This is a genomic window from Protofrankia symbiont of Coriaria myrtifolia (assembly GCF_900634755.1).
Taxonomy (GTDB): domain Bacteria; phylum Actinomycetota; class Actinomycetes; order Frankiales; family Frankiaceae; genus Protofrankia; species Protofrankia coriariae.
Window position 1 is genome coordinate 1 of the sequence record NZ_CAAAFS010000007.1, and the last position, 14,576, is coordinate 14,576.

General features: G+C 66.4%; 12 protein-coding genes, 1 tRNA gene and 1 pseudogene. 9 read left to right on the forward strand and 5 right to left on the reverse strand.

The window, feature by feature from the left end; translation table 11 throughout:
• The first annotated feature begins 110 nt into the window (after nucleotides 1-110).
• The 3 genes and pseudogenes from CM1CMNOD_RS00230 to CM1CMNOD_RS00240 all read left to right on the forward strand — a co-directional run.
• Complete coding sequence (locus CM1CMNOD_RS00230) at nucleotides 111-521, forward strand: hypothetical protein (protein ID WP_013871657.1); 411 nt, start codon at nucleotides 111-113, stop codon at nucleotides 519-521.
• Nucleotides 518-808 carry a hypothetical protein gene (locus CM1CMNOD_RS00235; RefSeq protein ID WP_013871658.1) on the forward strand — a complete coding sequence of 97 codons (291 nt, stop codon included), beginning with the start codon at nucleotides 518-520 and terminating at the stop codon, nucleotides 806-808. Before CM1CMNOD_RS00230 ends, CM1CMNOD_RS00235 begins: the two co-directional genes overlap by 4 nt.
• Before the next feature lie 135 nt (nucleotides 809-943).
• Nucleotides 944-1,273 (forward strand): annotated as a pseudogene (locus CM1CMNOD_RS00240) (FtsK/SpoIIIE domain-containing protein); the annotation flags it as partial.
• 399 nt (nucleotides 1,274-1,672) lie between these two features.
• On the opposite strand, the gene CM1CMNOD_RS24240 reads toward CM1CMNOD_RS00240, so the two are convergent.
• On the reverse strand, nucleotides 1,673-1,885 hold the full coding sequence (locus tag CM1CMNOD_RS24240; RefSeq protein ID WP_043602650.1) for a hypothetical protein: 213 nt from the start codon (nucleotides 1,883-1,885) through the stop codon (nucleotides 1,673-1,675).
• 110 nt (nucleotides 1,886-1,995) lie between these two features.
• Between CM1CMNOD_RS24240 and CM1CMNOD_RS23480 the strand changes: the two genes are divergently transcribed.
• A complete protein-coding gene (locus CM1CMNOD_RS23480) occupies nucleotides 1,996-2,277 on the forward strand; it encodes a tyrosine-type recombinase/integrase (protein WP_043602652.1) in 282 nt (93 codons plus the stop codon).
• Between the two features lie 89 nt (nucleotides 2,278-2,366).
• On the opposite strand, the gene CM1CMNOD_RS00250 is transcribed toward CM1CMNOD_RS23480, so the two are convergent.
• A tRNA-Arg gene (locus CM1CMNOD_RS00250) sits at nucleotides 2,367-2,439 on the reverse strand.
• The gene (locus CM1CMNOD_RS00255; RefSeq protein ID WP_083828065.1) at nucleotides 2,430-3,023 is read right to left on the reverse strand and encodes a metallophosphoesterase family protein; all 594 of its coding nucleotides are present in this window, start codon (nucleotides 3,021-3,023) and stop codon (nucleotides 2,430-2,432) included. Before CM1CMNOD_RS00255 ends, CM1CMNOD_RS00250 begins: the two co-directional genes overlap by 10 nt.
• A 148-nt stretch (nucleotides 3,024-3,171) precedes the next feature.
• Here CM1CMNOD_RS00255 and CM1CMNOD_RS00260 point away from each other — a divergent pair, with 148 nt between their 5' ends.
• Both CM1CMNOD_RS00260 and CM1CMNOD_RS00265 read left to right on the forward strand, forming a co-directional pair.
• Complete coding sequence (locus tag CM1CMNOD_RS00260) at nucleotides 3,172-4,860, forward strand: MFS transporter (RefSeq protein WP_131773781.1); 1,689 nt, start codon at nucleotides 3,172-3,174, stop codon at nucleotides 4,858-4,860.
• Nucleotides 4,861-4,983: 123 nt separating this feature from the next.
• Complete coding sequence (locus CM1CMNOD_RS00265; protein ID WP_013871660.1) at nucleotides 4,984-7,104, forward strand: serine/threonine-protein kinase; 2,121 nt, start codon at nucleotides 4,984-4,986, stop codon at nucleotides 7,102-7,104.
• 155 nt (nucleotides 7,105-7,259) lie between these two features.
• On the opposite strand, the gene CM1CMNOD_RS00270 is transcribed toward CM1CMNOD_RS00265, so the two are convergent.
• Nucleotides 7,260-8,024 carry a bacterial transcriptional activator domain-containing protein gene (locus CM1CMNOD_RS00270; RefSeq protein WP_131773782.1) on the reverse strand — a complete coding sequence of 255 codons (765 nt, stop codon included), beginning with the start codon at nucleotides 8,022-8,024 and terminating at the stop codon, nucleotides 7,260-7,262.
• 3,224 nt (nucleotides 8,025-11,248) lie between these two features.
• Here CM1CMNOD_RS00270 and CM1CMNOD_RS00275 point away from each other — a divergent pair.
• The 3 genes from CM1CMNOD_RS00275 to CM1CMNOD_RS00285 all read left to right on the forward strand — a co-directional run bounded on the left by CM1CMNOD_RS00275 (nucleotide 11,249) and on the right by CM1CMNOD_RS00285 (nucleotide 12,870).
• A complete protein-coding gene (locus CM1CMNOD_RS00275; RefSeq protein ID WP_013871663.1) occupies nucleotides 11,249-11,551 on the forward strand; it encodes a WXG100 family type VII secretion target in 303 nt (100 codons plus the stop codon).
• A gap of 348 nt (nucleotides 11,552-11,899) precedes the next feature.
• Nucleotides 11,900-12,223: a hypothetical protein gene (locus tag CM1CMNOD_RS00280; RefSeq protein ID WP_013871664.1), complete on the forward strand. Its 324-nt coding sequence runs from the start codon at nucleotides 11,900-11,902 to the stop codon at nucleotides 12,221-12,223.
• Nucleotides 12,224-12,249: 26 nt separating this feature from the next.
• Complete coding sequence (locus CM1CMNOD_RS00285) at nucleotides 12,250-12,870, forward strand: hypothetical protein (RefSeq protein WP_013871665.1); 621 nt, start codon at nucleotides 12,250-12,252, stop codon at nucleotides 12,868-12,870.
• Nucleotides 12,871-12,948: 78 nt separating this feature from the next.
• Here the strand turns inward: CM1CMNOD_RS00285 and CM1CMNOD_RS00290 are convergent, their stop codons facing one another.
• Nucleotides 12,949-14,172, reverse strand: coding sequence for an APC family permease (locus CM1CMNOD_RS00290; protein WP_347176425.1), 1,224 nt, complete (start codon nucleotides 14,170-14,172; stop codon nucleotides 12,949-12,951).
• Between the last annotated feature and the right edge of the window lie 404 nt (nucleotides 14,173-14,576).

Genomic DNA, 14,576 nt, shown 5'->3' on the forward strand with positions numbered 1-14,576 from the left:
ACTCAGGACACTAGCGGTTGAAATGCGGTTAACGAGCGGTGGATCGTGTATCTCGTCAGCCGGAACGCACAGATTGTTCCGGGGCCAACGAGACGAGTGGAGGTGGCGCGGTGGCGGTTCCCGGGCGTATTCCGGTGCGCTTTGAGGACGTGTTCCCGCACGGCGCGTTCGTGCTGGGCGTGGAGCCTGCGAACGACTACGACAAGGTGAAGGCGAACGCGCCGGATGTGCAGGCGCGGGACAAGGACACCGGCGAGCGGGTGTGGTCGGTGCGGGTCCTCGACGCGGACCCGGCGGCACGGAAGTCCGAACTGAAGGTGAAGATCCTCGGCGAGGTGGCGCCGGTACCACCGGACCCGATGCCGGGCACGCCGTTCCGGCCGGTGCTGTTCGAGGGGCTGGCCGTGGTGCCCTACGTGGACACCAACGGGCGGGTGGCGTTCTTCTTGCGGGCGGCGGCGATGCGCCCGGTTGGTCCGGTGGCCTCGGCGCGGCGTCCCGGCCCGGTGGTGGCGGCATGAGCGGGCTCGGCGCGGACGGGCTGCGCTCCTCGACGCATCTGGGGCTGCACGTGGGCGCGGACTGGTCGGTTCGCTGCCGCATCTCCCCGGACAAGCCGCCGATCCTCACGGTCCACGTGGGCCGGACGCTGCTCTCTTTCTCGCCGGCCGGTACCGCGGTGCCCTCCGACCATGTCGAGTTCGCGTATGCGCTGCTGGGCGCGGTGAACGATTACCTCGTCGAATGCGAACGGTTCCGGTTCGCCGTACAGGATGCGGCCGAACTGCCACGGGATCTCGCCGCGTAGTCGCTGCGCGGCTCTGTTTCAGGCAGGCGGCCCGGAACCCTCGGCTCCGACTGGCGGTTCCGGGCCTGCCTCCCCTGCTTTTCCCATTTCTTTCTGCTCTTGGTTTCGTGCGCTCTGAAACAGGTGGTATTTGTCATGTCCAGAATCAACGGCGATCGGGGAATGCCCCGGATTCCGTCCCGGGCCGACAAGGTCCGCGTCCCGCTGTGGGTGCTGCTCCTGGCGGTGGCCGGTAAAGGGCTGGTGCTCGGGCTGCGCTGGTGCTGGCGGCATCGGGTGGCCGTGCCGGTCGCGCTCGGCCTGGTGCTGTTCACCCGTTGGTTCGCTCCGTTGGGCCTGCTGATCATGCTCGTCGGGCTGGTCCTGGTGGCGTTCGCCTGGTGGCGGGTGCACGCTCGGTCGTTCGGCTGGCTGGCCCGGTGGGTGTGGGGCCGGGTGCGGCTGACCTTCGTCTACCGGTGGCGCCTCCACCGGCATGACACCCTGACCCGGCCTATCGACCCGGCCGGCCTCGACACCCCCCGGTCCGTGATCGACCATGGCCCGTCCGATGGTCGCGGAGACCGGGGTGAGGTGGCGTGACCGGCCCGGCTCTTGGTCATGTCCCGGTCACTGTTGACCCCGCAGGGGGGTGTCCCGGGTCGCGGGTGGCGCGTATGCGGATGCCCTTAGCACGTCGACCATGCGTACGCTGCGCACGGTCCTGCACCAGGCGCTCAACGAAGAGGTCATCACCGAGAAGATCACGCGCAATGTCGCCGAGACGCTGCGCGTCCCGAAAGCCCGTAAGCCCAGGCGGAAGGTCGTCGCGCTGAGCAAGGAAGACGGGCTCCGGCTGCTCGAAGAGGCGAAGCCCACGCGGCTCTACGCGCTGTACGTGCTGCTGGCGATGGTCGGTCTGCGGCGCGGGGAGGCGCTCGCGCTGCGCTGGTCGGACTTCGACGAGTCCGCGTCCACGCTGCGCGTGGCCCGCCAGGTGACCCGGGTGCGTGGTGTGGGGTTGACGGTCGGCCCGACGAAGAGCCAGGCCGGGCAACGCACGATCGCGCTGCCGGCCCGGTGCGTCGAGGTGCTCAAGGCCCACCGGACCGCCCAGCATGCGCACCGGGAGAGTGTGGGCAAGCGGTGGAAGGAACACGGGCTGATCTTCCCGAATACGATCGGTACCCACATGGAGCCGCGGGGGGTTGAACACCCACATGTCCAAGCTGTGCAAGCGCGCCGGGCTCCCGCACCTTGGCCCACACGCGCTACGGCACACCGCGGCGACGATGGCCTACGCCCTCGGCGTCGACTGGAAGCAGATACAGGCGATGCTCGGGCACACGATGCTCTCGACGACCATGGACATCTACGTGGACATGGTCGACATCGTCCACAAGGACGCGGCGTCCAAGCTCGACGGCTGGTTCCCCGCGGAGGACGTGGAGGCGGAGGATGGCGGGACGGCGGACGCTGAGGGAGCCTGACAGGCTGTTGGCTGTCAACTTGGCTGTCAAAAGCCCAGAGCCCCGCGCCGTGTGATCGGCTGCGGGGCTCTGACCTGCCTCAACCAGCGTGCGCTCGGAGGGACTCGAACCCCCAACCTCTTGATCCGTAGTCAAGTGCTCTATCCGTTGAGCTACGAGCGCCTGTCGGGCCACCGTGGCGGACCGACTGAGCAAGAGTACAGCATCGGTCCGTGATCTCCGAACGGGCGTCGGTGTGGTGGTAGCTGGTGCAGCACGACGTCGTCCAGGTGGCTGTTGGTGATCGACGCCGTCATGAACGTGTGGTGTGGCTGGCGGCGGCGGTCCGTCGGGGAGCCGGGGTTGAGCAGCCGGACTGGTCCGCCGCCGTCCGGCCGTTCGACCGTGGCGTCCCAGGGGATGTGCGAGTGGCCGAAGACGACCAGGTCGGCGTCGGGGTAGCGGAGGCTGATCCGCTGGTTCCGGTTGGTGGCTGTTCCGGTCTCGTGCACGACCACAGTCCGGACCCCGTCGAGATCGGCACGTGCCACCTCCGGTAGCAGCTTGCGGATCTCGGGTCCGTCGTTGTTGCCGAAGCAACCGATCAGGTGCGGAGCCCTGGCCTGAAGCTGCTCCACCAGGGCCACGTCGATCCAGTCGCCGGAATGGACTACTATGTCCGCGTCGTCAACCGCCGCCCACACCGGGGCCGGTAGGTCTCGGGCACGCGCCGGCACGTGCGTGTCGGCCAGCAGGACGAGCTTCATCCATCAAGTTTGCCTCGACGGCTTCGGCGGAGAGCGGGTTGTCGGCACGAAAATGCTGCGGGGCGGCAACGGGCTGTCGATATATGGATCATGAAGGGCTGTTGTGCTCCGGCCGGACAGGTAGGAATCGGAAGGTACGCTTCCTGTGGTGTCTGGACAGCCGTTACCGGAGATGTCACCACCGGGCGGCGTCCTGCCCCGGGCGGCTCGGGTCGCAACAGCGACCGGCCTTTTCGTTCACGCCTTCGTCTTCGCGGCCTGGGTTCCTCGTATCCCTGAAGTGAAAGCTTCGCTTGCGCTGAGTGAGGGCGAGCTTGGGTTGGCGTTACTTGGAGCGCCGGCCGGCGCAGTTCTGATCATGTGGGCCATTGGTCTTCTCGTCGGGCGTGTCGGCAGTATTCCTGTGATCCGGGTCAGCCTTGTCGTGTACTGCGCCGCCGGGGTACTCATCGCTGGTGCTGGCAGCCTGCCCATGCTGTTTGTGCTGCTCGTGTTCTGGGGGGCCAGTGGCAGTGGGCTCGACGTCGCGGTCAACGCTCAGGCCACCGAGGTGGAACGACGCTACGGGCGTCCGATCATGTCGGGGCTGCACGCGGCGTGGACGGCTGGTGCGCTTGTCGGAGCCGCCCTGGGGGCGGCAGGAGCAGCCATGGAGACGTCGCTCGGCTGGCAGCTTGCTGGCGTCGGCGTGCTCGGACTCGCCATCGGCCTTCCGTCAACCCTGATGATGTTGCCGCGCGACGCGTCCGCTCCTGACGACATGCTGAGCGCGCGTCACACGCCCGTGATGGACACGGGGAGCATGGATACGGGGAGTTCGGTAGAGACGGGAAATACCGCCGGCGCCGTGGGTATCGGTGACATAGCAGGCACAGATGTCGCTGTCAGCGACAGGGCTGTCGGTGACACGACCAGCCGGAACGCCGGAAATGCTACGGATGCGGCTGTCGACATCATAATAGCCGAGCCTGCGATGCCAATTCATGATCGTGGCTGTCCGGTATTTCCCGTGTCGGCTCCGGTCTCTTTGCTCGATGAGGTCGAGGAGCGTGAGAAAAACCAGCCGGCCAAGAAGAACGAGGATGTCGAGAAGGGAGCCGACGAGAGCAGGGACGCCGAGAAAACCGAGAGATCCGGAGCGGCCGGCGCGACCGCGGACAGGACGCTCAGGGAGGCGTCCGATCCGCCTGAATCGCGGTGTTCCCGTGGTTTTCAACGTGGTTTGAACATCCGTCGTGGTGCTGGTCGTCCACTTGGCACGCTCTGTTTCATCTGCCTGTCGAGTTTCCTGTGTGAGGGTGTGGCCGCGGACTGGAGCGCTCTCTACCTACGGGATGTGACGGGTGCGTCCGCGGATGTCGCGGGCATCGGCTTCGTCCTGTTCACCGGGACGATGCTGGTCGGGCGGCTGGCGGGTGACAGGGTGACGGCCGCTGTCGGAGCCGCCCGCCTGGTCCGGGTTTCGGCCGGGATCACGAGTGTCGTGTTCCTCTCCGCACTGGCCGTCGCCGATACTAGTATCGGTATTTTTGGCGGGATCATAGGTTTTGGCATCATTGGTGTTGGAATGGCATGTGTCGTCCCATCGACGATATCGGCGGCGGGACGACTTGGGACTCGTGCTTCCGCCCCGTCTCCGTCCGCTGGCGCCGCTGGCGCCGCTGTTGCCAGGGTCATGAGCTTTGGATATGTCGGCTGGTTGATAGGCCCACCGATCGTCGGAGGGCTTGCGGAAATGATCAGCCTGCGTGCCGCTATGATCGTTGTGGTTGTTCTTGCCGCAACGGTGGCGATCCTCGCGCCTGCTTTGTCCGTTCCCCCCGTCCGGTCTCGGTGATGGCCCTGTCGCGGGCGTGTCGACGGCCGGTGGATACCTGGCTGATTTTTGACTGGAAGGCAGGTCGAGCTGGTCCGGTCGGGTACTCTCCGCTCGTGATGGGGGTTGGCGAGAGGGGAGCCGGTGCTGGCGCCACTGGCTGCTGACGATCCGCGTTCCGTCGGGCCCTACCGGCTGTACGGCCGTCTCGGCGAAGGCGGCATGGGAGTCGTCTATCAGGCTTTCGCTCCGGACGACACGCCTGTCGCGATCAAGCTTCCGCATCTGAACGTGGCGGCTGATCCCGAATTCCGAGCTCGTTTCCGTCAGGAGGTCACCGCTGCTCGGCGGGTTCGTGGTGCTTTCGTGGCCGAGGTCCTCGACGCTGACGTGGACGCCCCCCGCCCCTGGATGGCGACCGCCTACGTCGACGGGGTGAGCCTGGCGGACGCGGTACGCCGTCGTGGCCGTCTGGACGGCCCGACATTGATGAGCCTCGCTGTTGGTCTTGCCGAGGCACTGGTCGTCATCCATGCGGCTGGTGTGGTGCATCGCGATCTCAAACCCGCGAACATCATCATGGACTGGAACGGGCCGAAGGTCATCGATTTCGGTATCGCCCGACTCTCGGACGCCACCATGAACACGAGGACCGGCTTCAGTATCGGGACCGTTGCCTGGATGGCTCCCGAGCAGCTTTCCGGAGAGCGGGCCGGGCCTGCCGCCGACATCTTCGCCTGGGGTGCCTGCGTCGCGTTCGCCGCGACAGGCCGGCATCCGTTCGCGGCAGCGACGCCGGCGGCGTCGATGGCCCGGGTCCTGGGAGACGCTCCTGATCTCGAAGGAGTTCCGGAGCCGTTCGCCTCCGTGATCGCCCGGGCGCTGGCGAAATCGCCGGCCCAGCGTTGCGCCGCCGTGGATGCGGTGGCCAGCCTCACCGGACGGCAGATATACGGCGTCACCGATGCCGAACGGGTCGCCACCCGTGTCTCTCGCGGCGGCCTTGGCCTGAATGACGCGTCGGCAGGTGGTCCGTTCGGGCCGCCTCAGCCATCCGCCGGCCGCGGTCAGGAACCCGGCTGGCCGGGGTGGCAGACGCCACCGCCACCGCCTGAAACGGGCCGCACTCGGGTCGGACCTCCGCTCCCACCGTGGGAGGCCGAGGAGCAGCCCGTCCAGGGCGGTCTCTGGGATGCGCAGCCCCCATCGCAGCCTCCGCCGTCCGGAGCGGACCGGCACGGGATCCTCACCCCGCCCGGGCCACCCCAGCAGGGGCGGTTCGGCCGTTCGTCGCCCATGCCGGTACCAGTTCTGGCGGTTCTGCTGGCGGCGGCTGTGCTTACGGCCATCCCTCTGATCTCGCGGGCCAGCACCGCGCGGACACCGACGATTATCGGTGGTTACGACATATGGGATGTTTTCGGGGAGCTCACGGTGGCGTTCCTTGCGCTGCCGGTGATGCTTGTCGGTCTGGTGGTCGGAAACCGCTGGGGCGCCTGGCGTGATTTCGCGGCCGGGTGTGTGGTCGGTCTGTCCGTCATGTCGATCGCGGAGCTCGGCTTCGCCCAGGAGGAGTTCGGTTCCTCGCCCGATGTCGGCGGATGGCTGATCGTAACGGGCGCCGCCGCGGCCCTGGTCGTCGTTCTGGGCTGGCGGGGCTGGACCGCCGGCTGGACCTTCGGCCGGTGGGCCGTTTTCTGCCTGCTCGTCGGTGGTATGGGCATCGCCGTGTTCGCCTCCGCGGAGCTGCGTTGGAAGGCCTACGTCCTCGCCGAGCAACCGAGCCTGGTCGGAATGTCTGTGATCGGTGGCGTGCTGCTTCTCGCCACGTTGTTCGCGCAGCCCCGCAGCGTCACGCTCTTCACCGCGGTGATTGTGGTCGGACTCTGCGCATTCGAGATGTTTCATCCGGACCTCTACGTTTATGCGGTCGACAATTTTGCGGTGCTGATCGGACTGTTGACTCTCGGTCTTCTCGGTGATCGTTGGTCGGACCGGCTCTTCCTGTTCGCGTCCAGAGTGGCTGTTGCGGTGGCGCTGCTACGGCATGTTGTGCTGGCCTGGGGAAGCGGCGATGTTGTGATACGTCTTGGTGAGACCATCCTGGATCTGTCGGGCATCCATCTCGCCGCCTTCGGAGCAATTGCGGTCCTGGCGGCTCTCGGGACGCTGCGGGGTCCGCGGGTTGTTCCGGGGCCATGGCAGCCGCCTCCGCCGAGCTATCCTCCCGGTCCGCTGCCATACCGCGCTGGCAGGCCATACTGACCCTGAAACGCCATACCGGCCCCGAAAACGTGGGCTACCGGACCGTGACGAGGGCAATACTGCAGGGCTTCGGTTCGGTGGCCTGGATTTTTCTGTGTACGGCTGATCCGGCAGGCACAGTGAGCGGCCGGTCGTCCGCCAGTCAGAGGTGTTCTCTATCTGCCTGTTATCGCTGATCTTCTACTGCTGCTCTGTTGTCGCCGACGGAATCCCGGTAGCAGCTCGCGGACCAGCGTATTCGTTTCCGCCTGGATGCCGAGGTCGGTCCGTTGTGGTGCGATCATCTGGTACATCTCGTTGATCACTGCTTCCAGGGCCTTGCGGTCATGGCGGGCAGCTACTGTGCGTAGTAGATCTCGCCACAGGACCTCGGCTGTTGGCGCTGCACGCAGGCCTGTTCGGCACGCCGCGATGGCGGTAGCGGTATCTCCATTACTGAGCGTTATGTTAGCAAGCCGATGGGCCACATCGACAACGGCGGTGGAGGTGATCGTCCTGATCCTGCTTGAGTCCAGCCATCGGTAGCGGCCTGCCGGCAGGTTTGCCCACAGCGGTCCGGTGACCAGTCGTAATGCTGTTGTCAGATCGTTTTCGGAGTCCGACTCCGGTTGAGCGGAGTGGTGGGCGTATGCGACGAAAAGATCCCAGTCGCACCGGACGCCGTCAGCAAGGCTCCAGCATCCGTTGTCACTGACCGTAATATGCGGGAGGCCCTCGTTGTTGGTCCCGAGCCAGCCGGCTACATGGTCGAGCTCGTTGCTGAGCACATTGTCAGGAGTCTCTGGCGGCAGGAGCACGGCGCTGAGAGCGCTGGAAAGCACTCCCGAGCGATGCAGAGCGAGATACACCACCAGCTCGGTCAGGAACTCCCGACGATCCGGATCACAGGGACCGGGTGCCTCGACAGTGATCTCTCCCATGATCCGAATTTCGACATCGGTTGATCGGAACAATTCTCCAGGCTCGGCCGGCGGCGTTACTGGTACCGGCAGAGCCAGCGGCGATGCCAGAGTTGCCGGTAGTAGCACGGGTAGTGCTGTCGGTGGTTGGGAAACTGGTTGCGGAACCGGTTGTGGCAGCGGAGCCGGAAGGGTGGACAGGGCCCTGTCGCCAGGCGGATCCGTCTGAGGTAGGCCGCCGTCATCGGAAGCCTCGCCCATGAGGGTCTCGCCCGCCGCGGTTCGCCCGGAAAGCTGAACCAGCAGCCCTGTCGTCTTCCGCGGTGCCGGTGCCGGTGCCAGCGGTGGCGGTGGCGGCCAGAGCTCGCCTGGCGGCGGCGTGGACGGCAGGTGAGAGGCCTCGGCCGGGAACGCGGTCGACGGTGGAAACGGATACGGCTGGACGCTCCGTGCACCAGGAGCACGTGGCGGCACAGGCTCCATCGCCATCCCGGAGGCCCCGGATACCTGGAGATCCCAGGCTGGCATCGCTCTGTTGCGCCAGACGGAGGCACCATCGCCTCCTCGGGAATCGCCTCCGCGGGAGGAGGTGTCCACAGACGGGGAAGGGCTGTGGACACGACCTGCCGGGTTGATGCTGTCCGGATGCTCTGTCGTCAGTCGTAGCGGGGGTTCGCTCGGAGGCGGCGGGGGTTTGGGCGGTCGGCCAACCGGGGGAGCGATGGCCGGCGGAGGCGTCCGCGGGGGCGGTGACGGGGTCCACACCGGTGGGGTCCGTGGCGGCGCCGACGGGGGAGGTACCGACGGCACCGGTGGAATTGGCGGATGATTGTGCGGGAGGGATTCTGATTCCACTGTGGATGCCTCTGGACGCATCCACAGTGGAATTTCGGGCACCCACGGCGTCGGCTCCTGGGCGGGATTCGAGGTGGAGGCTGGCCGTGATTCATCCGGGAACGCGGTGATCACAGCGGCGTCCTCGCTCCCGCGGCGACGGTCCTCCACCTGTGCTGTGCCGTTCCCGGGGCCGGGGCCGGGACGGCGCGGCGACTGTGCGTCTGGGGAGGAGATCCGTTGCGGCGACGGATATGCGGGGTGTGGATGGTCAGGACCAGAACCTGTGGTTTCCGTTTCTGCGGTACGTGATGTGGAGCGTTCCCGGCCGGAAAGTGCGTATGCTGTGCCCGCCTTACGGAGCATCCTGACAATGGTGGGGTACTCGCGCGTGCTCAGCGTCTGAGCACTGATCTCCAGACCAAGGACGCCGAGATGTAGCCTGCGGTTCGGGCTCACCGTGAAGCGCCAGCGTGCGGCGGTCGAATCGCCGAAGGTCACAACACCGACTCCCTGGCTGGGATCCCTGAGGAGAGCGGAAAGCCGTGCTGTTTCCCGCTCGGACGGAGGGGCGGCCAGGATTAGCAGCTCCGGCGCCCACAGGGCCTGATGCCGAGCGGCCGGCCGCCCCCGGAGCACCGGGCCGAGGGAGCCACCGTTTCGTGGTTCACCGCCAGCTACCCGGCCGCGCCGCGACCGACGACTTTCCAACTCGTCCAGGACGTCACCGAGGCTGGTACTGGATCGCAGCCGGTCCGGGGCGATCGGCACGAGACGTCCGGAAAATCCAGTCATGTATACGCGGAGATCGTTTGACCAGGGATTTGTGGCCAGTTCCACCGCGATGGACACGGCCGCTTCCCGCGCGAGCGCAGCGTCCCCACCGAGGCTGATGATTCCGGGAGCAGCCTCGACGTCGACGAGAACACGAGCTCCCCGATCGTCCGTGCCCATGACGGCCAGCCCTGGATAGGGGGCTGGTGTGTCCACCGGAATTCTCCGGCTGTCGTCGACGAGCAGGCCGTCGACCGTGCTGGTGGTCCGCTCGATACGCCAGGTACCCGGTGTCCGGCCGGTCTGCCATGGTGGAGGAGGTCCGTCGGGTTCGGCCGGCGCGAGATGCAGAACGAGTTCGTTGTCGGAGACGGTTGCCGCATACACGGATGGCAGGGTGCGACCGGCCGCGGTGAGCTCCGCGGCGAGAAGCCGCAGTGCCTGGTCAAGGAACCGGGCCGCCCCCACGTCCGCGGCGAGACGGAGCTCGGTCCTGATCTGACCGAGGGGGTTGCCGCCCTTGGATCGTGGCCGTCGCCTCATCAGTGCAACCATCATTCCTGTCGTCAGTATGACGGGTAGGACAACGGATGGGTGTGCGTTGTGGTGTCTCGGTAGTGCCTGCGCCCGGATGCCCACCGGCCCTCCAGCCCCCTCCGTGGGAGGAGCCACGAGGGGAACCGACTGGTTTGTAACTGGATGATAGCGTGCGGTTTCGTCGGGTCGTGCCGTGGTGTTCCGTCTGTCGTCCAGCGACGTGCTCGCGCCATGCGCGCTCATTTCCGTCGTTGCGGTCAGGCGTATATCCCCCGGTGCGCTTGTCACTGTTGTCGGCATCAGGGCGGGACGTCGGCCGCGCTCATCCACGGCGGGCGGGCACAGGATAGCCGGGAAGAGGATGGCCGTGCTGGAGAGAATCCTGGGGAACAGCGCGGTCACGGCCAGCCCGCCCGTCGGCTTCCGCCAGGCTCCACCCATCGGCACCCATCGGATGGAGCCTGACTGGCGGAGCTGACCGTCGCCGGCTGGCCCGGTCGAGGTGGGACGGTGTCACGGGGCCCATCGTCTGCCGCCAAAGGGCGGAGCTGCCACCGTGCGGCCTCTCCTGTGGATAACCTGGCTGTGGATAACCGGGCTACCTGACTGCTGGTCCGGCATGACGGCGGGCAACCGGAGTCGGCGCCCGGATCAAGGCGATCACGCGGTCGGCCGTGTCGACGCCGCTCTCCCGGCGGCCTTGTCACGAGCCGGGGACATGGTGTAAACCGGTACAAGGCGGATGGGCGCAAAGCGTGTGAAATGCATCGCGAACGGCGTTGGTATGCGGTACTTCCTGGTGGTGAGGCTGTCGGGTCGCCCCCTGTACTCATGATCTTTGGGGGTGGGTCGCGGATTTTGGCATTGATCCGGTGCCGTGTTCGTCAAAAAGCAAGTGTTTCGTCAAAAGCAGTGTGGGTGTGGTCGGAGGCGCGGCGACAGCGTCGTCCGCCTGAACGATGTTCTTGGGCCATGACGGGAAGCGTCTGACACACCGCTTCTGGTCGGCGTGGTCACGAGATCGTGTTGTGCTGCCAAGATGGCTGATTATTTGTGCGGTCCGTGTTCACTGTCAAAGATATATCTGAAAGGGTCTGATAATGCCCAACCTCAATGTCACGTACCAGGAGATGGACGATGCCAGTGGCAGGCTCAGGAACGGCAGGGTCGACATCGAGGCCCAGCTTGTAGCGCTGAAGAAAATGGTCGACGCCCTGGTCGCCGGTGGATATGTCACTGACCAGTCCAGCGTGCAGTTCCAGGGGTTCTACGACCGGTTCAACACCGGTGTAACCAGCACACTGGCCGGGCTCGACGGCATGGCCGACTACCTGAAGAAGGCGGCTGACGTGTTCCGGACCGCTGATGCCCAGCTCGCAAGCTCGCTGCGCGGCCAGGACTGACGGGCCGACGGCGGGACGCGGTCACGTTTCCCCGCGTTCGGTCCTGGGAAGCAGCCTGCCGGCCCTGGGAAGCAGCGCGTGGGCGGCTCCGGGCCGTCGAGAGGCGTTCCGTCCGATGAGGCTTTCCCATGCGTCGGAGATTTTCTGTGCCCGTCCGGACCCAGCAGGGATGTCGGCCGTCCTGCCCGGTGGCTCCCCCCTCCCTGCCAGGCTCGGATTCTACCCAGAAGGACGGCGACAGGCGCCATGCCCCGCGACGTCTGCGATTTTTCTTGTGTCTCCCGCGAACGGACCGGGGCGCTGGAGTTCTGTCATGGGACGGGATCACGGTAAGAGAGGTTGTGCGCGATGACCGCTGACCGGCTGTCGGTCGATCTTCCTGGGCTGGACTCGCTCGCCAGCAATCTGATGTCGATCCGTTCGGCGATGAACGCGACCCGTTCGATGCTGGAGAACTACCGGGGGCAGATGGGATCGACCGAGATCGAGGACGCCCTGGGCGACTTCGAGCACGGCTGGAGGGACGGACGCAGGAAGATCGACGACAATGCGAACAAACTGGCGACGATGGCCTCCCAGTCGGCGGAGACCCTGCGTCAGGTCGATTCCGATCTGAGTGCCGGGCTGATCCAGGCGTCGCAGCTCGCCAGCGAAGGAGGGGGAGGAGACTGAGCGAACATGTTGCTGCCGAAAAGCCCATGGCCCTGGGCTTTTCGATCAGTATTCCCGATACCTGGTTCGAGGTCGACCTGAATCCGGTGACCCGCCGGGCATCCATCGACGCTCTGGTCCGGGAGCGCACACGGGGTGTTCCCGAACTCGCGGCGAACCGTGCGGCGATCTCCCGGCTGCTCCGACACGCCGCCCGTGACGCGGCGGCCGGCGGCGCATTGTTCTGCGGTGTCATGGCCGAGGCGGTAGAAGGCGCAGGTTTGTCTGCCAGCGTGACCGTATCCATGCTTCCCGCACCGGATGACGCCCGGGTTGTCGGCGTGGCCGAGGTAACTCCATCAATGATCATGTCCTCTCTGTCGGAGAGGGTCGCCCGATCACAGGACGACACCTGGACCACAGTGACTCTTGTCGATCTTCTTTATGTTGGACAGGCGGCCCGCTCGTATGGGGTGGAGGACATCTCACTGCCTGATCGGGCTGGTTGGATCAGGACGACGATGATGCAGACCTTCGTCCCGGTCCCACGGTCCGACCAGGTGGCCCTGATCTCCTGTTCCAGCCCGAACCTCGTGCTCGTGGACGCATTACACGACCTGTTCGACGCGGTGACCTCGACCTTCCGGTTCGTTACCGATAGCGGATAGTTCACTGCTCCGGCATGACGGTGTGATAGCGGAGCGGGACTGCGGGGCGTGATTGGTATGGCTCCGTGTGCCTGTGGTCTACGCACACGTCCTACGTACAGCACGGATCACAACACCGATGGCGAGAACGGCGAAGCCGGTCAGGACCGAAGCAGCCGGCAGCATGAGAGCGAGAACCAGGCAGCCGACACCGCCGAGCAGCGACAGTGGGCGCAGCCAGCGGCGTCGCGGGCCGTCGAGGGTGAAGGCGCTGGCATTCGCGATCGCGTAGTAGACGAGAACCGCGAAGCTGGAGAAACCGATTGCGCCTCGGACGTCCGAGGCGATGACCACCGCGATGACGGTCCCACCCAGCAGTAACTCTGCACGGTGTGGAACCGCATACCGTGGGTGTACCGCCGCAAGCCAGTTCGGCAGGTCACGTTCTCGGGCCATGGCAAGGGCGGTGCGTCCGACCCCGGCGAGCAGCGACAGCAGGACACCGAGGCTTGCGACCGCTCCGCCCACACGGACGGCAGGAGCCAGCACGCTCAGGCTGCCGGCGCCGATCGCGGCGGCCAACGGGTCCACAGCGTTTGCCAGACGTTCCGGGCCGACCGCCAGCAACGCGGACAGGCCGACAAGTACGTAGACGACAATCGTGATCCCGAGCGCGGTCGGGATCGCTTTCAGGATCGTCCGCGCCGGGTCGCGGACCTCCTCGCCCAGGGTGGCGATCCGGGCATAACCCGCGAACGCGAAGAAGAGCAGAGCGGCGGCCTGGAGTACCCCGCGTACGGCGTCCAGCCCGCTGCCGGACCAGAACGGGCTCAGCCGCGCTGTCCTGGCGGTCCCGCCCGCCAGACAGGCCACCACGACAACAGCGAGCGCGAGCAGGGTGAGTATGACCAGGGCACGGGTCAGCCGGGCGGTCTTGCTCACGCCGAAATAGTTGACCATGGTGAGCAGGGTTGCGGCGGCGACCGCGACCGGTCGGGGATGCTGCGGCCACGCATATGCGCCGACGGTCAGGGACATGGCCGCGCAGCTTGCGGTCTTGCCGGCCACAAAGCCCCAGCCTGCGACGAAGCCCCAGCGGGCGCCGAGCCGACGCCGTCCGTACACGTATGTCCCGCCGGACTCAGGGTAGAGCGAGGCCAACTGCGCGGACGACATGGCGTTGCAGTAAGCGATCACAGCCGCGATCGCGAGGCTGACGAGAACGCTGGCTCCGGCCGCGTGGGCCGCTGGCCCGAACGCGGCGAACACCCCGGCCCCGAGCATCGAGCCAAGCCCGAGGAGCACCGCGTCGGCCAGGCTGATGCGACGCTGTAGCCGGCCGGTCGAGCTGGTCGGCTCTCCGGACGGCTCAGTGCCGTCCGGATCCGTTGGTCCCGCCCTCTCAGCTGCTGGGAGGCTGATCGGCTCCTCGGGCGGCTCGGTGGCATCTGCACGAGCATGAGTGGACCCGATGGCGCACAGGCCGGTCGGATTCCTGGGTGGTCCCGTGACATGGCGGCCCGACCCGGGAAGCTGCCCGGAAAACCGGTCGGTCCGTTTCCCGGATGATCCCGTGGCCGGCCTGGCCTGGGAAACAGGCCGGTCACCAGGTGACTCCTGATCGGGATCTGCGTCACGCCCGGGAAGACGGTTGTCGGACACCGCTACTTCATAGCATCATTCGGCTGGAAGACGCGCACACGCTTTGACGCCTGTATGTTTTCAGA

Bases quoted from the DNA above. Each gene is read 5' to 3' on its own strand.
- CM1CMNOD_RS00235 (WP_013871658.1), top strand. From the start codon at position 518: ATGAGCGGGCTCGGCGCGGACGGGCTGCGCTCCTCGACGCATCTGGGG.
- CM1CMNOD_RS00255 (WP_083828065.1), bottom strand. From the start codon at position 3,023: ATGAAGCTCGTCCTGCTGGCCGACACGCACGTGCCGGCGCGTGCCCGA.
- CM1CMNOD_RS00270 (WP_131773782.1), bottom strand. From the start codon at position 8,024: ATGGGAGAGATCACTGTCGAGGCACCCGGTCCCTGTGATCCGGATCGT.
- CM1CMNOD_RS00275 (WP_013871663.1), top strand. From the start codon at position 11,249: ATGCCCAACCTCAATGTCACGTACCAGGAGATGGACGATGCCAGTGGC.
- CM1CMNOD_RS00280 (WP_013871664.1), top strand. From the start codon at position 11,900: ATGACCGCTGACCGGCTGTCGGTCGATCTTCCTGGGCTGGACTCGCTC.
- CM1CMNOD_RS00285 (WP_013871665.1), top strand. From the start codon at position 12,250: ATGGCCCTGGGCTTTTCGATCAGTATTCCCGATACCTGGTTCGAGGTC.